The sequence below is a fragment of the Streptomyces sp. NPDC086519 genome, from assembly GCF_040686075.1.
GTDB lineage: Bacteria > Actinomycetota > Actinomycetes > Streptomycetales > Streptomycetaceae > Streptomyces > Streptomyces shenzhenensis.
Genome location: NZ_JBFBJL010000021.1, coordinates 1 through 16739, shown reverse-complemented (window position 1 = coordinate 16739; position 16739 = coordinate 1). Strand labels below are relative to the sequence as shown.

Sequence of the window (16739 nt, the reverse complement as noted above, 5' to 3'; positions counted from 1 at the left end):
CCCCGGCCCGGAACGGTGCGCGGAGCCGTGCCGCGGACTCGGTCAGGCCCGTGCCCGGGCATGGGAGGAGCGGTCCAGGATCAGCGCCAGCGTCGGGCAGCTCGCCACGGCGCGCTCGGCGTGCCCGACGAGATCGGGGGGCACGCGGTCGGAGCCGAGGATCGGGTATCCCCACGGGTCCAGGTCGATGATCTCGCCCAGGAGCTCGGCGCACATGCCGTGCGCCTCGCAGGTGATGGGGTTGACGCGCAGCCTGTACCTCACCGGAACTCCCAGTCTCGTGCCTGATCGTCCGGCAGGGGCAGCAGCGGCGGGCGCTCCAGCCCCGTGCAGGGACGGTCCTCGTCGTGCCAGTACATGTCCTGGGCGAACGTCTTCAGCGCGCTGCGCACCAGGTTGGCCGCCCCGTCGGGGTGCTTGCACGCGCCGCGGCCCTCGACGAGCTCGACCAGTTGCTGGACCCGGGCGAGCGTGCGCCCCCGGCCACCGCTGTAGGCGAGGGTGACAAGCTCGTTCGACAGCTCCGGGAGCCCCCTTACGCACGGCCCGCACTGCCCGGCGGTCTCCTCGGCGAGGTAGCGGACCACCCGTGCGGTCTCGGCCAGCCCGCAGGACGACTCCGGCAGCACGATGATGATCCCGGCGCCCATAGCGCCGCCGATCGCCCGCAGGTCGGCGTGGGTCAGCGGGGTGAACCAGGCGGTGTCGGCCGGAATCCAGGTGCCGAAATAACCGCCGACCAGGATCGCCCCGGCGCGTTCCACCAGCCCCCCGGCCAGGGTGACGGCGTGCCCGACGGGAGCGCCCATCTCGATCTCGTACACGCCCGGCCGGCCCACGGCGCCGCTGACCGTGACCAGGGTCGTCCCCGGCGCGCCCGGGGTGCCCGCCTGCCTGAACCACACGTCGCCGTGGCGGGCGATCAGCGCGAGGTGGCACAGCGTCTCGACGTTGTTGACCACGGTCGGACGGCCGTGCACGCCGCGCTCGTGCGGTCGTGGCGGCGCGAAGGTCGGCATGGCCGGCCCCTTGTTGAGGTACTGGACGATGGCCGACTGTTCGCTCGACACATAGCGCCCGGGTATCCCGGCCAGCCGGATCGGGACCGGGTCCAGGCCGGCCTGCCGCCGCTCGGCCAGGGCCTGGCCGAGCACGGTGAGCACCGCGGTGTCGGTACGGTGCACGGCGAGGTACGCCTCATCCGCGCCCACCGCGCACGCCGCCAGGGAGATCCCGTCCAGCACGAGGTGCGGCACCCGGGAGAGCAGCAGGTGGTCCTTGGCGCTGCCGGGTTCCCCCTCCGCGCCGTTGGCCACGACGACCGGCGTGCCCCGACCGTCCAGCACCGAGCGGAGCTTGCGTCCCGTCGGGAACCCCGCGCCGCCCCGGCCGGTCAGTCCGGACCGCTCGATGCGGTCGACCAGCCGGTCCGGGCGGTCGCGGTCGCCCGGCTTCCCCAGGGGCGGGCGCCCGTGCAGCGCCAGGTGCTCGGTGAGGCCGGCCGCCCTGTCGCGCGGGACTCCGGCCAGCAGCCTGGGCAGGCGCGGCGCGGCGGGAAGGTTCCGGGTCGTGGTGGTCAGCGTCATGACGACCACACCGTGGAGGTGTGCGTCACGGGCGTGAGAGCCCGCTTGGACCAGCCCGGGGCCAGCGGTCCGCTGCTCGCCCATCCCCAGCCGGCCAGCACCACGGCGGCCACCGACGTCGCCGCCGCCAGCCGCAGGCCCTTGCGGTCGGGCCAGCCGGTCAGGAGCCGCCACGCGGACGCCGCCAGGACCGTGCCGAGGCAGACCAGCGCCAGGGCCGACACCCAGACCGTGGACGGGTCGGTGCCGGTGCCGAACGCGTGCACCATCGCGACCGGCCAGCTGACGTACGCGAGCCAGTGGATCGCGCGCCAGCTTCGGTGTCCCATGCGCACGCGGACCAGGCTGGTGACGATCAGGGCGATCAGCAGGTCGGAGGCGACCGTGCCCAGACCGAGCCAGACGGGGCGGTAGTTCGCGGCGAAGGGCAGGAAGGCGTCGCTCAGACGGATGTCGGTGTACGAGTCCGCGACCGTGGTCAGGATGTGCAGAGCGAGGAAGACCGTGGTGAGCAGGGACGTGTTGGAGTGCAGGCCGACAGTGACGAAGCGCGGCCATTTCGGGCTCGTGAAACGGACCGTGGTCAGAACACCGAGCGTGACGCAGAGGGTGAGAAGGAGCAGCGCGACGAGTCCGGTGGCACGCGTCGCGTACCACAGTCCCGGTCCGTCGAAGGACACCTCGAAGGGCAGCGCAAGAGGGGTGGTCATCGTGGTCATCCGGTTGTTCCGTGGAGGTGGGGCCAGGCGCCGGTGAAGGTGGCGCGGCCGTCGGGGCGGACCAGGAGCGCCGGCACGGCGAGCTCTTCGAGCCAGCCCGCCGCCGCCGCCCCTCGTACGATGGCGGCCGTCGAGGCGGTGTTCGCGCCCACGCACGTCGACGCGGCGACCGTCACGGTCTGCCAGTGGGAGGGCGCGCACTCCCCGGTGGCCGGGGAGACGATGTGGTGGACCGTCTCCCGGCCGCGTCGCCATCGGCGCACCCCGGTTCCGGAGGTGGCGAGGCCGCCCTCGGTGATGGCGACGGCCCGGTGCGCCTCGCCGGCGCGCGCGGGGCGGGGGTCCTCGGCGGCGGTGGATGTGCCGTCGGTGATCAGGACCCGCCAGCCGTCGTCCGGTGCCGGCCCCGCGACGCGGATGTCACCGCCCAGGTTGACCAGCACGCCGCAGCCGACGCTGGCGTGGATCCGGGCGGCGGCGCGGTCCGCCGCCAGGGCCTTGGCGGTAGCCCCGAGGTCGAGCACCAGCCCCGCCGGAACCCGCACCACGCCTGTCTCCCGGTCGAGTTCGACCACGCGCCAGCCGGGTACCGGCCGCGCGGTCACGACCGTCCCGGCGCCGCCCCGGGCGACCTCGGTGAAGTCCCGGTCGTAGCCGAGGTCGACCAGCACGCCGCCGCACGTCGGGTCGACGTCGCCGTCGGTGGCCGCCGCCGCGTCGAGGGCGACGCCGAGCGCGTCGACGAAGGTGTCGCTGACGTGCATCGGACGGCCGCCGGCGCGGTTGAGCGCGCTGAGTTCGGAGTCCTCGCGGAACCGGGAGCAGGCGAGGTCGACCGCCGCGAGTTCCGCGTCGAGCAGCCCGCGGGCCTCGTCCAGCGCCGCGGGTTCGTCGACCAGCAGGGCGGCAACGGTACCCAGGGCCCGGAATTCCGCGTGGGCAATGCCGGGAAGCGGCGCGACGGGGCCGGCCGGCCGGGCGAGGCCGCTCATCGCTTGGGACTCGGCGACGACGTCGTCTGCGTGGGTTTGGGCGTCGGCTTCGGCGCAGTGGTCGTAGGAGTGATCACCGGCGCGGTGGTCCTGCGGGTGACCGCCGGGGCGGGCGCGGCGGAGCGCGTGGTCGTCGTGGTGGTCGGCGTGCGGGACTTGCGCGCGCCGGCCGAGGTGGACGGCGAGGCGGACGGGGAGGCCGAGGTGGACGGCGAGGTGGACGGGGAGGCCGAGGGCGACTCCGGTCCGGAGGCCGGTTGAGACGCGGAGGCGCTCGCACCGACCCCGCCCGGAGTCGACTCGGTGCCGGGTGTCTGGGTGTCGGCGACGACCGGCGCGGACCGCGTGAAGAGCGTGGCGAAGGCCACCGTGGCCAGCGCGCTGAGCTGGGTGACACGCCAGGTCAACCTGGACAGCCTCCGGAGGCCGTCGCGGCGCTCCGCGCCGGCGGTGTCCCTGTGTTTCATGCTGTTCGCTCCTGCCTGGTGGTCACGGCCCTCGGGGCCCTGGGGGGCGGTGGCTCCTGTGTGGTGGAGATCCCCGTGTGTGCCGTCTCACCCCAGCGGAGAGGGGGTTAAGGCCCCCCTAAGAGGACGCTAATCTCGGATGGCCCGGCGCCGCCGTGACCGGTTCGTCATGGGACGATGGCTTATGGTCATGGCGCGAGGGCCGGCCACCGGTGCGGTGCCTCTGCTGACCGCCGGTCCTGCCGCAGCGACGGTTAGCGACCACACACGCTGAACGGCCCCTCGAACTATGCGCCCGGCGATGGTCTTCCCGCGGGAGATCGATCTGCAGCCGTTCCGGGTGCTGTTGCTGCTGGCCATGGACACGTGCACGCCGGAGGAACTCCACGACCTGGGTATGGAGGATGTGGAGTTCACCGACGGCGGGGTACGGCTGCGGCAGACGAAGCACCGCGCCGCACGCACGCGTCACCGCCGCTACGCCGATGCCCCTGCCACCGTCCCGGAGAGGGAGGCGGAGTATCCGGGAGAGGGGCGCTGGGACGTACCGGGACTGCTGCGTCGGCTGGTCGCGGTGACGGAACCGGTCCGCTGCGCCTACCCCGATCTGGTGGAGTGGCTGTGGGTCGCGGCGGAGCCCGCAGGCACCGGCTGTGCCCGGCTGGCCGGACGGCGCGCGGGATTTGTGCTGGCGGGGCGGCGGTTCACCGACTGGATCACCCGCGACCGCGGTGGGGCCGTCGGCGGCGTGCAAATCACGGCGCCGCACAATGTGCGCCGGCTGCGGAAGACCGCGAAGATCACACGGGCGGTCGTACTGGGCGGGGCGGTCGCTGACCTGGCGGGCGACGATCACCAGGTGGAGGTCTTCCGCCGCCACTACGCGCACGGCACCACCGCACACGTGCTGGCCGGCCGTGCGCTGACCGGCGTGCAGCACAAGGTGTTCGCCTCGCTGACCCGTCCGGTCTTCGCGGACGAAGAGACAGTCGCTGACCTGGCCGAACCGGAGGTGGCGGCAGCACTCGGCCTGGAGCCGGCGTGGCAGAGGCGATGCGGGCGGAACAGCTGGACATGGGGCTGGTCAACTGCCGTGATCCCTTCGGCTCTCCGCACAGCCCCACAGGGCAGGTCTGCCATGTGGCGCCGGCGATGTGCATGCTGTGCCGCAACGCGGTGGTCTTCCCCGCCCACCTGCCCCGCCTGGTCCTGCTGGCGGAGCACATCGAGATGATGCGTAACCGGCTGGCCCCGCAGCAATGGCAGGCCGTTTGGGGCCGCCAGGCCGCCGCGCTGGCGCAGCTGTTCGAGGAGTGTGCCGAGTCGATGCCGGCCGCCCGCCGCGAGGCTCAGGAAGGCCGTGCCCTGCTGGATCTCCCGCTCGGGATGCGTACGGAGTACGACCGATGACCCTCCCCGCCGCCTCCCGGCCCGGCGCAGGCATGCCTGCCCAGGCGTTCGCCGACGACGAGCCGGTCCTCACCCCGGCCAGCGGCCTGCTTCCGCACGTGTCCGTGCCCGTGTTCGGACAGAGGGAGCGCTGGAGCGGGGCCTGTCTGCGGCGGCCGAGCAACGTCGCGCCCGGGAACTGGCGGATCGCGTTCCCCCTGTTCGACCCGGTGTGGAATCTGCGAGCCCGCGAAGTGGCCTTCGCCCTTCTCAACCCCACCCACCCCAGGCTGCGGGCCGCCGGAGCGTTCCGCCCTGCTCAGCCTGCCCACCTGTCCACGGTGCGCCAACTCGTCGAACGCCTGGGCGTTCTGGGACGCTGGGCGCTCGGCCAGGACCTGCCCGGACAACTTCCGCTGTGGGACGCCGGCATCCTCACCGCCTTCCTGACCTCCCGGGTCAGCGCCGGGGCCAGCGGGGAACTGTCCCTGGGGTCCTACCGGTCGGTGCTCGCCGTCCTGCATGAACTGCGTGACGTCCTCACCGGCGGGGGCCTGACCGTGGATCCTGCAGCCGTCGACGTTGCGGGCACCGTGCCGACGACCCCGACCCGGCCCATCGCGCCGGCGGTGTGGTGGCCCCTGCTGCGGGCCGCGTGGACCTACATCGACCGCTTCGCCGACGACATCCTCACCGCCCGCGACGAGGCCCTCGCCCGCCCTGCGCAGCCCGAGCCGCCCACCGCGGCCTCACGGCATCCGGTGGATGAGTGCCTGGAGCGGTGGCTCGCCAACCCGGCGACCCGGATTCCCGCGCACGCCGCCGCGTTCCGCACCAGCGCGGCCGGCACCCCGATGTGGTCGGTGATCAGCCTGCTGATCACCGACGGCGCCAACCACACCGCCCTGGACTCCGGCCGTCGGGCAGCCGCGCCCCGACGGCGCCGCATCCTCGCCGAGGCTGCCCGCGGCCGCACCCTCCCCCTCGCCCCCGGGCAGGCCCAATCCCTCTTGGGCGCCAAGCGCATCCCCACCGGGACGAGCCCCCGGTCGGCCGCCGAACTGGACGCCTCCCTGGAGACATGGCTGAGCGACCCCACCCACCTGGTACCGGTCCGCGAAGACCGGATCCCGGAGCCGCACGGGCCGCGGACCGTGCGGCTCCCCGCGCTGGGCACTGCTGGCGCCCCTCGTCTACGGACCGAACAGCCCGGCCAGCGTCACGGCGGGAACCGCCGCCGACCGCCGGCGCCGCAGCATGGTCCAGGCCGCCGTGGACGCGGGCCAGTTCCAGATCCTCGCGGGCCAGGCCCACGGAAGTGATCTGCCGCGCCCGACACCGCACTTCACCACCGTGGACCGAGCGGACCGCACGACAGGGCCGTGGCGCACGCACCTCAGCGACCGCGAACTCGGCGATGAACTGCGTGCCCTGCAGGGAGCCCTGTACTGCTTCGTGGCCGCCCTGACCATGATGCGCGACTCCGAGATCCAGGAAATCCGCCGCGGCGCACTCACCCTCCACTACGGAACACCCGCCGTGCGCTCCTACAAGCTGAAGAACGAGCCCGGGCCGGTCGAGGAGAAGTGGTGGATCATCCAGCCCGTCGCGACCGCCCTGGCCGTCCTGGAACGTCTGTTTCGGCACCCCACCCACCTGTTCACCACCCCCCGCCCCCGGCACAGCCGCCCGGCGGGGCGTGAGCGCCCCGTCCCTCATCGACGGCTTCATCGCCCACGTCAACACCCACTGCCTGAACACCGGCCTGGCGCCCGTTCCCGAGGCACGGGTGCGGCCGCACCAGTTCCGCAAGACCATGTCCGTGATCTGCGCCCAGGAACCAGACGGCGAAATCGCTCTCGGCATCCAGCTCAAACACGCCGCCCGCCGCATCCTGGCCAACCCCACCACCCACTCCTACGCCGCCGCCGACGGCGCGTGGATGAAGGAGTTCGACGACCGGCTCGCCACCGCCGCAGCCGCCAGACTCACCAGCCTGCTCGCCGCCCGCACCACCGAAGTCCCCGTAGCCGTCGGCCCTGCCGCCGCCCGCCTGCACGCCGGACTCGACCGCGTGGCCGCCCGGCTCGCAGCGGAAACCCCAGACCAGCTCCAGGCCCTTGCCGCCGACCCCCGCACCGCGGCCGACGTGCTGCGCAGCGAACTCCCCGACCTGCACTTCGGCACCCTCAACCACTGCCTGTGGCAGGCGGAGCAGGCCGAGTGCACCCGCCATCTGCCCGAAGCCGTGCGCGGAGCACCACTGATCGGCGCCTGCCAGCCCACCCGCTGCCGCAATTCCGCCGTCACCGCAGCCCACGCCCCTATCTGGCTGGCAGAACAGCACGACCTCACCGAACGACTGCGCGACCGCCGCCTGCCAGCCGCTCTGCGCGCCCGCCTCGACGACATCAAGCCCATCACCACTGCCCTCACCCAGGACCTGTGAATGACCGTCTCCCCGGCCTCCGAAGCCAGCCTCCGCGCCGCCATGGCCCGCCTCCTGGCCGGACAGCCCCAGCGCACCGACGGCGCCCTCACCAAGGAGAACCTCGCCCGCGAAGCGGGCGTCAGCCACGCCACCGTCCACCGCACCACCGGCGTCCTCGCGGAATGGAACACCCAGGTCACCCGTCCGATCCGACGTACCCCCAGTGAAGTCGCACGCGACGACACCATCACCGCCCTGCGCACACAGCTCACCCAGGCCCGCGGCCACGCACGCGAACTCCAGGGCCGACTCGACGCCCTGGCCACCGTCACGGCGAACCTGTACGCCGAGAACCTCCACCTGCGCCGGCGCCTCACCGTCAAACCCCCTCCCAGACCCCGGCCCGGGCGCCTCCCCGCTGATAGCGAAGCCGAGGCACAAGAAGACGGAGAAGCCCGCCGCTACTTCAAGCCCTCACTCGCAGCGATCTCCGAGCTGACCGGCCTGCGTGCCCCGGATGACGCGCAACGTTGAGGCGCAGGGGCGAGCAGAAGACTGCCTTCCGCAGCATTCCGAGGCGCACCTGAACTGGTCGCTCATCACCCTCATGAGCAGGAGCAATTGTCAAATCCTGTGGATGGCTTGATCAGCCCAGTACGTTGCGGCAGTGTTCCCAGGCGGGCTCGGACAGCAAAGGCCGCCAGCGGGTGAACAGTTCCAGCAGCGCGGGGCCGAAGCGGCCGCGCATCTCCGGGCTAACCGCGGCGATGTCCAGCTCGTTGGCCGCCGTTAGTTCGGCGAAGTCCCGGCGCTGGTGGGCGGTCGGCCGGTTCCGCGCGCCGGTGAAACGGTCGGTGAACTCGGCACAGTCCGCGGTGAGGGTGCGGTAGGAGGTCTTGCGGTCGCAGGATGCGTAAAAGTACACCAGCGCCTCGGCCTCCTCGCCGATGGCCTGCGTCACATCGGCCCGCCGGTCCAGTGGCAGCAGCGTGGCGGGGAATCCGTCGGTGCCGTAGAAGGCGTGACACAACCCGGCCGACACCAGTGCCGGACGGGCGCCCCAGGAGGCAAGAAGAGCGCTGACCCGCTGTAGGTGGGCCAGCAGGTTGCCACCGGGATGGTCGATCGCCTCTGCTCCGGCCATCCGCAACATCACCAGTGCCTGCTCGGTCACGGTGCTACCGCCTTCTCTGGCTTGACAACCTTGTCCCTGGTGACAGAAGCGGAGGCTATCGACGCTCCGTTGATCCTGCCAAGGCGACCGAGCAACTGCCGGTTGGTCCGCCTCACCTCCCAGCACGCCTGAACAGACTGGATGCTCATGGCCAGAATCACCTATGACGCCGCAACAGCGACTTCGTTCAGGGCCGTTCGAGAAATCCCGCGTAACGGGCTGACGGCCTGGGAGGACGCCGTGCGCCGACACCTGAGTCCGTCCCCGGACATGGCCATCGTGGACATCGGCGCGGGCACCGGAGCCTTCGCGACAGCTTTTTGCGACTGGTTCGCCGCGAAGGTCGTCGCGGTCGAGCCCTCCGAAGCGATGCGCACCCTGATACCCAATCGCCCCGACATCCAAGTCCGGGCGGGTCACGCCGCGTCCTTGCCACTGCCGGACGCCAGCGCCGACGCGGCATGGCTGTCCACGGTGACCCATCACATCCCCGACCTCCCGGGAGCCGCGCAGGAGATCCGCCGCGTGCTGCGCCCAGGAGCACCGGTACTCATCCGCAACGCCTTCGCGGGCCGCTACGAGCGGCTTCGCATCGCGCGCTGGTTCCCAGAGACAACCAGGCTGCTCGACACCTATCCGTCCGTAGAAGAGACCTGCGAGGCCTTCGCCGACGCGGGCTTCGCCCCGGCCGCCCTGGAGCCGGTTCCGCAGACCGGCATCGCGAGTCTGAGCGAGCTCCTGGAACGTGTCGATGCTCTCCGAGACGCCGACACGCTCATGCGCAGCCTTACCGAGGAGGAGTTCGCTCGCGGCAAGGAGCGGCTGCGCGGAGCTGCGGGAGCTCACGACCCGGCAGCGGCGGCGGACCTGGCGTCGTCCCTGGATCTGCTCGTGCTGCGTTGATCTCGGTCAGGCAGCCACGCGCTCGGGGCGTTCGACCAGCTGACCTCGTTCGAAGCGGGCTCCGGCGCGGACGAGGTGGGCGCCGTTGACGGCTCGCCAGCGGGCCTGGGCGGACTCGACGAGTTTGAACACCATCGCGAGCCCGGCCGCGCGGGAGCCGGCGCCTTTGGTGACGGCCCCGGTCTCCTATCCCTGACCCACGGTGCAAAGTGGCGGTCAGGGCTTCGTGACCTTGGTCTTCTTCGGCTGACGGGAGACGGTCTTGGCCTTGTTGAGGTGCCCGTACGCCGTCGACCTTGGCACGCCGAACATGTCGGCGATCTGTTTGACGGTCTTCTCCCGCTCGTCGTAGAGCCGTTGGGCGAGCACGGCCTGGTCCGCCGTCGGCCGTGGCCGACGTCCGCCAACTCGGCCGCGGGCACGCGCTGAGGCGAGCCCGTCGTTCGTGTTCGCCACGATCAGCTCGCGCTGGAGCTCAGCAAGTACCGACAACATCCCGAACATCGCCCGCCCTTCCATGGTGGCAGTGTCGATGCCCTGCTCGATGACGTGCAGTCCGGTGCCGCGCTCGCGCAGCTCAGCACCGAGCGTCACCAGGTGCAGCACGGAGCGGGAGAGCCGGTCGAGCCGGGTGACCTTCAAGGTGTCGCCCTCGCGCAGCAATTGCATGACGAGGTCGAGCTTCGGGCGGGACGCCTTCGCGCCGCTGGCGACACGACATGGATGTTGTCGCGGTCCACGCCGTGGCGAAGAAGTGCGTCGATCTGATGATCGGGGTTCTGGCCGGCCGTCGAGGTGCGGCAGGAGCCGAGCATTTTCGGAAACTACTCGAAGGACCGTTCTCCGACGTTGATTTCCGACGCGAGTTGCCGGCAGTGCCCACCTGCGGGTTCATGATCACAGGCGGAAGTGTCGGCAGACGATCGTTTGCCGACACTTCCGGAGTGGTCCGGGTTGCGCCACGCGTGAGGTTCTGTAAATGTTTACTGCATGACAGACAGCAAGACCCATTTGCTGGCCGCGGCAGCGGAAGAGTTCGCACTGCGCGGCCTTCAGGGTGCGCGCGTCCAGGCGATCGTCAAGCGGGCTGGCGTCAACGAGCGGATGATCTACCACCATTTCGGCAGCAAGGAGGGCCTGTACAAGGCCGTCCTCGCAGATCGGTTGGCGGCGCTGCGCGACGCCTGGCGGCCAGCCCTGGAGAGCGCGCTCACGCTTGCGCCCTATGAGGGCATGGTCGTGATGCTGGGCGCCTTCGCCGATGCCCTGTCCCGCCAGCCGACCCTGGTCGGTTTGTTGCTGCACGAGTCCCTGGATGGCTCGCAGGACCTGCCACTGCCCTCGGCCGACATGCCACCCCGTGAACTTCGGGAGCTGTACGAACGCGGGCAGCGCGAAGGAGTGTTCCGCAAGGACTGCCCGGTCGAGATCGCCTACGGCGTAGCCATGAGCGCCCTCATCGGCGCTTCCGTGCTGGCGCGACGCGGAGAAGTCGCGCTGGGAGGCCATGAGGCGGACCCCACTACGCACACGGTTCGGGAACTTGCGCTAGGACAGCTCCTGGATGGCATGACTGGCCCGGCGCCGTCCCAATAGCCAGCCAGGCACGGCGCGACCCCAGTAGCTCGGCCGGACAGTCACGTCCGCAGTAAATATTTACTGCAGAAATTGGAGAGCCGCCCCCTGTGAGCACGCCCGTAGCACCGATGAAGGAGGCGTCCGACGGACGCCTGCCCCGTCGCCTCGTCGCTCTCATGATCACGGTCGCGCTGGGATCGATCATGATGCAGATGGACGCGACGATGACCAATATCGCCTACAACACCCTGCTGAAGGAGTTCGACACCTCGCTTCTGACCATCCAGTGGATCACTACTGGATACCTGCTGGCGATGGCCGCAGTGATGGCCCTGTCCGGCTGGGCCCTGGAACGCTTCGGCGCCCGGACCATGTGGAGTACGAGCATCGGCCTGTTCCTCCTCGGGTCGGTGCTGTGCGGCACCGCCTGGGATGCCCATAGCCTCATCGCATTCCGCGTCGTCCAGGGCCTCGGTGGCGGCATGGTTCTGCCCTTGGGCATGGCGATCCTTGCCCAGGAGGCCGGGCCGTCGCGACTGGGGCGGGTTATGGGCGTACTGGGGATTCCGTCCGCCTTGGGCCCGGTGCTCGGTCCGGTGGTCGGTGGCGCCATCGTCGATGACTGGAACTGGCGCTGGATCTTCTTCATCAACGTGCCGGTATGTATCGCTGCCGTCGTGCTCGCCTGGCGGACCATGCCGACCAGGCAGTCACGCAGCGCCGGGAAGCTGGATGTCCTTGGTCTTCTGATGCTCTCACCGGCCTGCGCCGTGGTGGTCTTCGGGCTGACCGAGGTCGGCAAGTACGGTTCGTTCGCCGACCGGCACGTCGTGATCCCGCTGGCCGTCGGGTTCCTGCTGCTCGCGGCGTTCGCGGTGCACGCGTTGCGCACCGACAATCCGATCCTGGACTTGCGGCTGCTGAAGGTCCGCAGCTTCCTGTCGTCGTCTGCTGTGCTGTTCTTCGCCAGCGTCGCTCTGTTCGGCGCGGTGGGCGTGCTGCCGCTGTACTACCAGCAGGTTCGGGGGCACAGTGCTGTGGAGGCGGGGCTTCTGCTGGCCCCTCAGGGCCTGGGCATGGCCGTTTCGCTGTCCGTGGTCGGCAAGTTGGCCGACCGGACATCTGCCCGCCTGCTCGTCATCAGCGGCCTGGGGCTGACTGGCGCAGGTTCCCTGGTCTACACGCAACTCGGGGCGCACACCAACGAAGTGCTGCTCAGCTCTGTGCTCGTGCTGTGCGGTGCCGGCATCGGCATGGTTATGGTGCCCGCCATGGCAGCGGCGATCCGCTACATACCGGGACCGGTGGTTCCGCGAGCCAGCGCGGCGAACCGAATCATCATGCAGATCGGCTCCTCGTTCGGTGCGGCCGTGCTCATCCTCGTGGCTCAGAACCGCATCAACCACCTCCTCGGCACCAAGACCCCCACTGCCGATGGCCTGGCCGCCGCCTACGGGAACACCTTCTGGTGGGTCATGGGCTTCGCCGCCGTCTCCGTTCTGCTCGCCTGGCTCATGCCCACTCGCCCGAAGCCGCATCCCACGGGCGAGGTTGTGGCCCCTGCCCTTTGACCTTCATGGCACTGAGTACATCGGCTGTTCGTGGTCCGAATCTCTTCGCGGACCGGGAGCAGCCGTGGGCAGCAGGTCGAGCCGCTTGTCCATGTCCAGGCGGAAAGTACCGTGGGGATTGACGTTCGACCAGAACAGCGCGGTCAGGCCGCGCCGGTCCTCGGCGGTGAGCTTCTTGGCCCACTTCGGCTCGGCCAGGACCTGCTGGAGCAGCAGCGTGTTGACGTGCACGAGGCTGGACTGGAGCAGGTGCAGCGCGAGCATCGACGTCTCGGCGTGCTCCTTGTCCGGGCCGGTCAGGGCGCCGTCTTTGCCGTAGTGGAGCACGGCGTTCGCGCTGTTCCAGTTCTCCACGACCTGGAGGCCGCCGTGGATCTCGCGGCGCAGGTCGGGGCTGGCGAGGTAGTCGCAGGCGAAGATGGTGCGCACGGCGCGGCCGAGTTCTTCGAGGGCTTGGTAGGTGGGGTGCTTGGGTCCGCCGCGGGTGAAGCGCCGCAGCACCTGCTCGGCCTCCGCGGTGCCCAGGCGCAGGGCGGTGGCGTACTTGACCATCTGGTCGTACTGCTACTCGATCAGGTCCCAGCGGATCGGCCGGGTCAGCGAGCCGCCGAGCGCCGGATGGCCGGGCGGGGTGTCGTCCGGGCGGTACAGGCGGATGCTGCCGATGTTCTTCAGCCTCGGCAGCAGGCGGAAGCCCACCATCAGCCTCGGGCTCAGCCCCGGCCTCCTGGGCACTGTGCTCGGCAGCGGCGCCGCCGGCTCAGTGATCGGATCCCTGCTGACCGGCCAGATCGTGCGCCGGATCGGAATCGGACGGGCCACACTCCTCGGCCTCTTCGCCTTCCCCGCGCCGCTGGTGCTGGTCCCCCTTGCGCAGGGCTCCGTCCTTCTTGCGGCAACGTGCCTGTTCCTGGCGGAGTTCGGCTCCGGGTTCGGCGTGATGCTCCTGGACATCGCAGGTGGATCACTTACTGCGTCGCTGATACCCGCCGCACTGCGATCCCGCGTCGCAGGAGCCAGCCGCCTGTGCAACTACGGCATCCGCCCCATCGGCGCACTGGCAGGCGGGTGGCTCGGCGCAACGATCGGCCTGCGCCCCACCCTCTGGATCGCGACCCTGGGCGCGCTGCTCGGCCTGGCGTGGGTACTGCCCTCCCAGATACTCCTGCGCACAATCACGCCCGTGCCGTCTCACGGCGAAGCCCAGCCGCACAGGACACCTTGACGTCGGACACCACGGCAACCAATGATCTTGATAGCGGCCCGGGTGATGGTCGGTCTCGGAGCGTTGGACGAGGCGCTCGTACACGTCATGGACCTACACAAACGGGTGACGGAACGCCTGCGACAACTGCCGCTCGGACACGGCAGCTGTAGTTCTTGATCGTTGATGCGTTGGTGCTGGTCAACAGGGTGCTGGGGTGGCCGCGAGCAAGGGAACGGCCACCATGATCATGAACGTTTGTGACGACGTATCAAGAACAGGTGGCCGTGGAGGCCACGATAGCCGGGCAGGAGTGGACGGCGGCACTCGGGGCGGTGATGGCCGAGGTCGCGGACTGCTTCCCGCGCCGCGAACCACGGCTGCTGGCACGGGAGATGCCCCAGGGGCTGCTGATGGAACTGGACACGCGTAACTGCTGGACGCTCGCCGAGGCCCTGGGCCGCCACTGGAACAACATCACCGCCGCCGCAACCACCTGACCAGCAACGATGCCCTACCGATCAAGAACTACAGCTGCCGTGACTGAAGCACGAAAGGATGCTTATGCACACCCTGTGGACAATGCTCCGTACCGACTGATGCGTGCGGTCAGTAGGGTCCAGGTATGGAGTGGACGACCCTAGTAAGCACACTGGCCGGTGCAACCATCGCTATGGGTTCGGCTTTGCTGGTTGAACGACGTCGGGATCGCCGTGACCTTGCGATTGATCAAGATCGCCACCGTAGGCAGATGGAAACGGAGTGGCGCGTTGCTCGCCAGGAGCTATATAGCTCATTCCTAGCCGATCTTACTCAAGCACGTAACGAGATGAGGAGAATCGCCCGTGATCCCGAAACGTCTCACGATCAGAAGGCCCACGCAGCACGGGCGGCATTCATTTCATGTTACGGCCTGCGGTACCAGATGGAGATCCTTGCGCCGTCTACCGTCGCTGGGCTTGCCATTGAGCTTTTCAGAGCGGTCCGTAACTTAAGGGATGACTTCACTGAAGGAGCCGTAGCCGTGTCTTCGGAAGACAGCCGGCTGACCAACGAGTACCACGAGGCGTTGCGTGCACTGCGTGCGGCGATGCGTGACGACCTAGGGGTGGGGCCCTTCCCGTCTGGGTAGGGGAGGTTGGGCCAGCAACCACCCCTTGGGCACCAGCGGCGGCAGTGGTGCCGCGCCTGCTCAAGAGACCAAGGAGGTTGGACTGTCAATGAGCGCACCCCTTCTGTCGGTGGTGATCCCAGCGTTCAACGAGGCTGCTTACCTGCCGCTCTGCCTCCCAACCGTAATTAATTCTCTTGAGTTATGGATGGAGAAGACCGGGAATCAGGGTGAAATAATTGTCGTCGACAACGGAAGCGAGGATGAGACTGCTGAGATTGCAGAGTCGTTCGCAGTCCGTGTCATTCGAGAATCAATCAGAAATATTGGACAGGTGCGCAACACTGGCGCTGCCGCTGCGCACGGCCGTTATCTCTTCTTTGTCGATGCCGATGTAACCGTACCCCCTGAAGCTATCGCGACGGCCATGCGTTTACTCACCTCCGGTTACCACGTGGGAGGTGCCATTCGCCCGCAATATGAGCCGAAGCGTCTAAGTTCCCGACTCCTATGCTGGTATTGGGATGCATACCGGCGACGTCAGCGTGGCGCCCAGGGGGTGAACCAGTTTTGCACAGCAGACGCATTTCGTGAGCTCGCCGGGTATCGTACTGACTGGTTCATGAGCGAAGACACGGAATTCTTTGCTCGCCTACGGGCATTGGGTGACCGGGTGTACAGGCCTGTAGTACTTGTCCAGGACATCTGCGTCCGACCCTCCTCTCGTCGATACGACCAGTGGCCCGCTTGGAAAATGCTATGGTGGCAGAATCCAATAACTGCACGCCTACGTTTGACGTCTTCTTCCTTCTGGCGTCACTGGTATCAGTCGACTGTTCGCTGATCCGGCCAGGTGCATATTCGAGCGCAGAGAAGGCTAGCTCTGAGGAGCGTCACCGTGATCATCTGTCTAGAGGGCCCTTCGTACGCAGGAAAGACCACCGCGATCCAAAATCTCCGAGATGCCCTCCCCATGCTCGATGCACTCTTTCTGAGGTGCTACGTCGAGCACATCCCGCGCGCTCAAGACGTTCCGCCACCACGCACCAAATCCGCAGCCAAACAGCTGGCTGCATTCAGCGTATTCATGGGAATCGAGGCCGAGCGTGTCGCTCAAGCCATGAGAGACCCTCACCACCTAGTCATTCTGGATCGGTCGGTGGACACGCTCATGGCGCACGCCTACGCCTTGGACCACCTGTTCGGGTTTCAGGTATATGGGCAAGTGCGCAAGCTCTTATGGGAGCTACCGTACCTACGTCCAGACCACACCATCTATCTCGATGCTTCACTCAAGATACTTCAGATGCGGCGTGCGACGGATAGCCCCTTTGCTCTCGAAGGTGACTACTTCTTACATCGCTCGGAGTTCCTGATCCATACCCGGGAATATTTCGTTGGCCGCCCCCCTTTACCCATAGCTAATCAAGTCACCATTGTACCCGCTGACGGGCCAAAAGAAGAAATTTCAGAGCTCGTCCGAAAACTAGTCAAACATTGGAGTCGGTGACCGCACCCCGGGTGTGTCAATTTAACGGCTGATCTTGGTTGTTGAGTGGTCAGTTGTTGCTCGGGGTCAGGCGGCCCTCGAAGGCGATCTGGAACGCGTTCAGG

Annotated in this window: 22 protein-coding genes and 1 pseudogene; 14 read left to right on the top strand and 9 right to left on the bottom strand. The window is 68.7% G+C overall.

Translation table 11 applies throughout. The features are described 5' to 3' along the window. Nucleotides 1-42 precede the first annotated feature (42 nt). The 4 genes from AB0P24_RS21040 to AB0P24_RS21025 are packed head-to-tail and all read right to left on the bottom strand — an operon-like array spanning nt 43 to nt 3297. Entirely contained in the window at nt 43-264 is a 222-nt protein-coding gene (locus AB0P24_RS21040) for a ferredoxin (protein WP_365796102.1), read from the bottom strand. Beyond that, entirely contained in the window at nt 261-1586 is a 1326-nt protein-coding gene (locus AB0P24_RS21035; protein ID WP_365796100.1) for an NADH-ubiquinone oxidoreductase-F iron-sulfur binding region domain-containing protein, read from the bottom strand. The genes AB0P24_RS21040 and AB0P24_RS21035 overlap by 4 nt, the downstream gene beginning before the upstream one ends. Continuing rightward, nucleotides 1583-2305 (bottom strand): ferric reductase-like transmembrane domain-containing protein, encoded by a 723-nt coding sequence (locus tag AB0P24_RS21030; RefSeq protein ID WP_365796098.1) that lies wholly within the window; start codon nt 2303-2305, stop codon nt 1583-1585. The genes AB0P24_RS21035 and AB0P24_RS21030 overlap by 4 nt, the downstream gene beginning before the upstream one ends. Then, nucleotides 2302-3297: an FAD:protein FMN transferase gene (locus tag AB0P24_RS21025; protein WP_365796096.1), complete on the bottom strand. Its 996-nt coding sequence runs from the start codon at nt 3295-3297 to the stop codon at nt 2302-2304. The genes AB0P24_RS21030 and AB0P24_RS21025 overlap by 4 nt, the downstream gene beginning before the upstream one ends. 3 nt (nt 3298-3300) lie before the next feature. Here AB0P24_RS21025 and AB0P24_RS21020 point away from each other — a divergent pair, with 3 nt between their 5' ends. The 6 genes from AB0P24_RS21020 (at nt 3301) to AB0P24_RS20995 (ending at nt 8118) form a co-directional block, all read left to right on the top strand. Next, complete coding sequence (locus AB0P24_RS21020) at nt 3301-3558, top strand: hypothetical protein (protein ID WP_365796094.1); 258 nt, start codon at nt 3301-3303, stop codon at nt 3556-3558. A gap of 507 nt (nt 3559-4065) precedes the next feature. Continuing rightward, nucleotides 4066-4998 carry a hypothetical protein gene (locus tag AB0P24_RS21015; protein WP_365796092.1) on the top strand — a complete coding sequence of 311 codons (933 nt, stop codon included), beginning with the start codon at nt 4066-4068 and terminating at the stop codon, nt 4996-4998. Next, entirely contained in the window at nt 4995-5174 is a 180-nt protein-coding gene (locus tag AB0P24_RS21010) for a hypothetical protein (RefSeq protein ID WP_365796090.1), read from the top strand. Before AB0P24_RS21015 ends, AB0P24_RS21010 begins: the two co-directional genes overlap by 4 nt. Next, nucleotides 5171-6475, top strand: a complete 1305-nt coding sequence (locus AB0P24_RS21005; protein ID WP_365796088.1) for a hypothetical protein — start codon at nt 5171-5173, stop codon at nt 6473-6475. The genes AB0P24_RS21010 and AB0P24_RS21005 overlap by 4 nt, the downstream gene beginning before the upstream one ends. A gap of 377 nt (nt 6476-6852) precedes the next feature. Next, nucleotides 6853-7602: a hypothetical protein gene (locus AB0P24_RS21000; protein WP_365796086.1), complete on the top strand. Its 750-nt coding sequence runs from the start codon at nt 6853-6855 to the stop codon at nt 7600-7602. Beyond that, nucleotides 7603-8118, top strand: coding sequence for a hypothetical protein (locus AB0P24_RS20995; RefSeq protein WP_365796084.1), 516 nt, complete (start codon nt 7603-7605; stop codon nt 8116-8118). Between the two features lie 112 nt (nt 8119-8230). Here AB0P24_RS20995 and AB0P24_RS20990 read toward each other — a convergent pair whose 3' ends face one another. Next, complete coding sequence (locus tag AB0P24_RS20990; protein ID WP_365796082.1) at nt 8231-8758, bottom strand: DUF6817 domain-containing protein; 528 nt, start codon at nt 8756-8758, stop codon at nt 8231-8233. 147 nt (nt 8759-8905) lie between these two features. On the opposite strand from AB0P24_RS20990, the gene AB0P24_RS20985 reads away from it, so the two are divergent. Further along, on the top strand, nt 8906-9661 hold the full coding sequence (locus tag AB0P24_RS20985; RefSeq protein WP_365796080.1) for a class I SAM-dependent methyltransferase: 756 nt from the start codon (nt 8906-8908) through the stop codon (nt 9659-9661). Nucleotides 9662-9667: 6 nt separating this feature from the next. Here AB0P24_RS20985 and AB0P24_RS20980 read toward each other — a convergent pair. Together AB0P24_RS20980 and AB0P24_RS20975 are read right to left on the bottom strand one after the other, a co-directional pair. Further along, nucleotides 9668-9835: pseudogene (locus AB0P24_RS20980) on the bottom strand (IS256 family transposase); the annotation flags it as partial. Nucleotides 9836-9877: 42 nt separating this feature from the next. Continuing rightward, entirely contained in the window at nt 9878-10330 is a 453-nt protein-coding gene (locus AB0P24_RS20975; RefSeq protein ID WP_365796078.1) for a recombinase family protein, read from the bottom strand. Nucleotides 10331-10651: 321 nt separating this feature from the next. Between AB0P24_RS20975 and AB0P24_RS20970 the strand changes: the two genes are divergently transcribed. Next, nucleotides 10652-11257, top strand: a complete 606-nt coding sequence (locus tag AB0P24_RS20970; protein ID WP_365796076.1) for a TetR/AcrR family transcriptional regulator — start codon at nt 10652-10654, stop codon at nt 11255-11257. A 158-nt stretch (nt 11258-11415) separates the two neighbouring features. Beyond that, nucleotides 11416-12810: an MDR family MFS transporter gene (locus tag AB0P24_RS20965; RefSeq protein ID WP_365796074.1), complete on the top strand. Its 1395-nt coding sequence runs from the start codon at nt 11416-11418 to the stop codon at nt 12808-12810. A 3-nt stretch (nt 12811-12813) separates the two neighbouring features. Here the strand turns inward: AB0P24_RS20965 and AB0P24_RS20960 are convergent, their stop codons facing one another. Continuing rightward, the gene (locus AB0P24_RS20960) at nt 12814-13362 is read right to left on the bottom strand and encodes a Tn3 family transposase (RefSeq protein ID WP_365796072.1); all 549 of its coding nucleotides are present in this window, start codon (nt 13360-13362) and stop codon (nt 12814-12816) included. Between the two features lie 12 nt (nt 13363-13374). After that, complete coding sequence (locus AB0P24_RS20955; protein WP_365796337.1) at nt 13375-13512, bottom strand: Tn3 family transposase; 138 nt, start codon at nt 13510-13512, stop codon at nt 13375-13377. On the opposite strand from AB0P24_RS20955, the gene AB0P24_RS20950 reads away from it, so the two are divergent. From AB0P24_RS20950 to AB0P24_RS20930, 5 genes are all read left to right on the top strand, one after another. After that, on the top strand, nt 13466-14035 hold the full coding sequence (locus AB0P24_RS20950; RefSeq protein ID WP_365796331.1) for a hypothetical protein: 570 nt from the start codon (nt 13466-13468) through the stop codon (nt 14033-14035). The genes AB0P24_RS20955 and AB0P24_RS20950 overlap by 47 nt on opposite strands. Before the next feature lie 239 nt (nt 14036-14274). Next, entirely contained in the window at nt 14275-14514 is a 240-nt protein-coding gene (locus AB0P24_RS20945) for a hypothetical protein (RefSeq protein WP_365796070.1), read from the top strand. 125 nt (nt 14515-14639) lie between these two features. Further along, nucleotides 14640-15146 carry a hypothetical protein gene (locus AB0P24_RS20940; protein ID WP_365796068.1) on the top strand — a complete coding sequence of 169 codons (507 nt, stop codon included), beginning with the start codon at nt 14640-14642 and terminating at the stop codon, nt 15144-15146. A gap of 88 nt (nt 15147-15234) precedes the next feature. Then, the gene (locus AB0P24_RS20935; RefSeq protein ID WP_365796066.1) at nt 15235-15969 is read left to right on the top strand and encodes a glycosyltransferase; all 735 of its coding nucleotides are present in this window, start codon (nt 15235-15237) and stop codon (nt 15967-15969) included. A 129-nt stretch (nt 15970-16098) separates the two neighbouring features. Next, the gene (locus AB0P24_RS20930) at nt 16099-16635 is read left to right on the top strand and encodes a hypothetical protein (RefSeq protein ID WP_365796064.1); all 537 of its coding nucleotides are present in this window, start codon (nt 16099-16101) and stop codon (nt 16633-16635) included. Nucleotides 16636-16739: the final 104 nt, after the last annotated feature.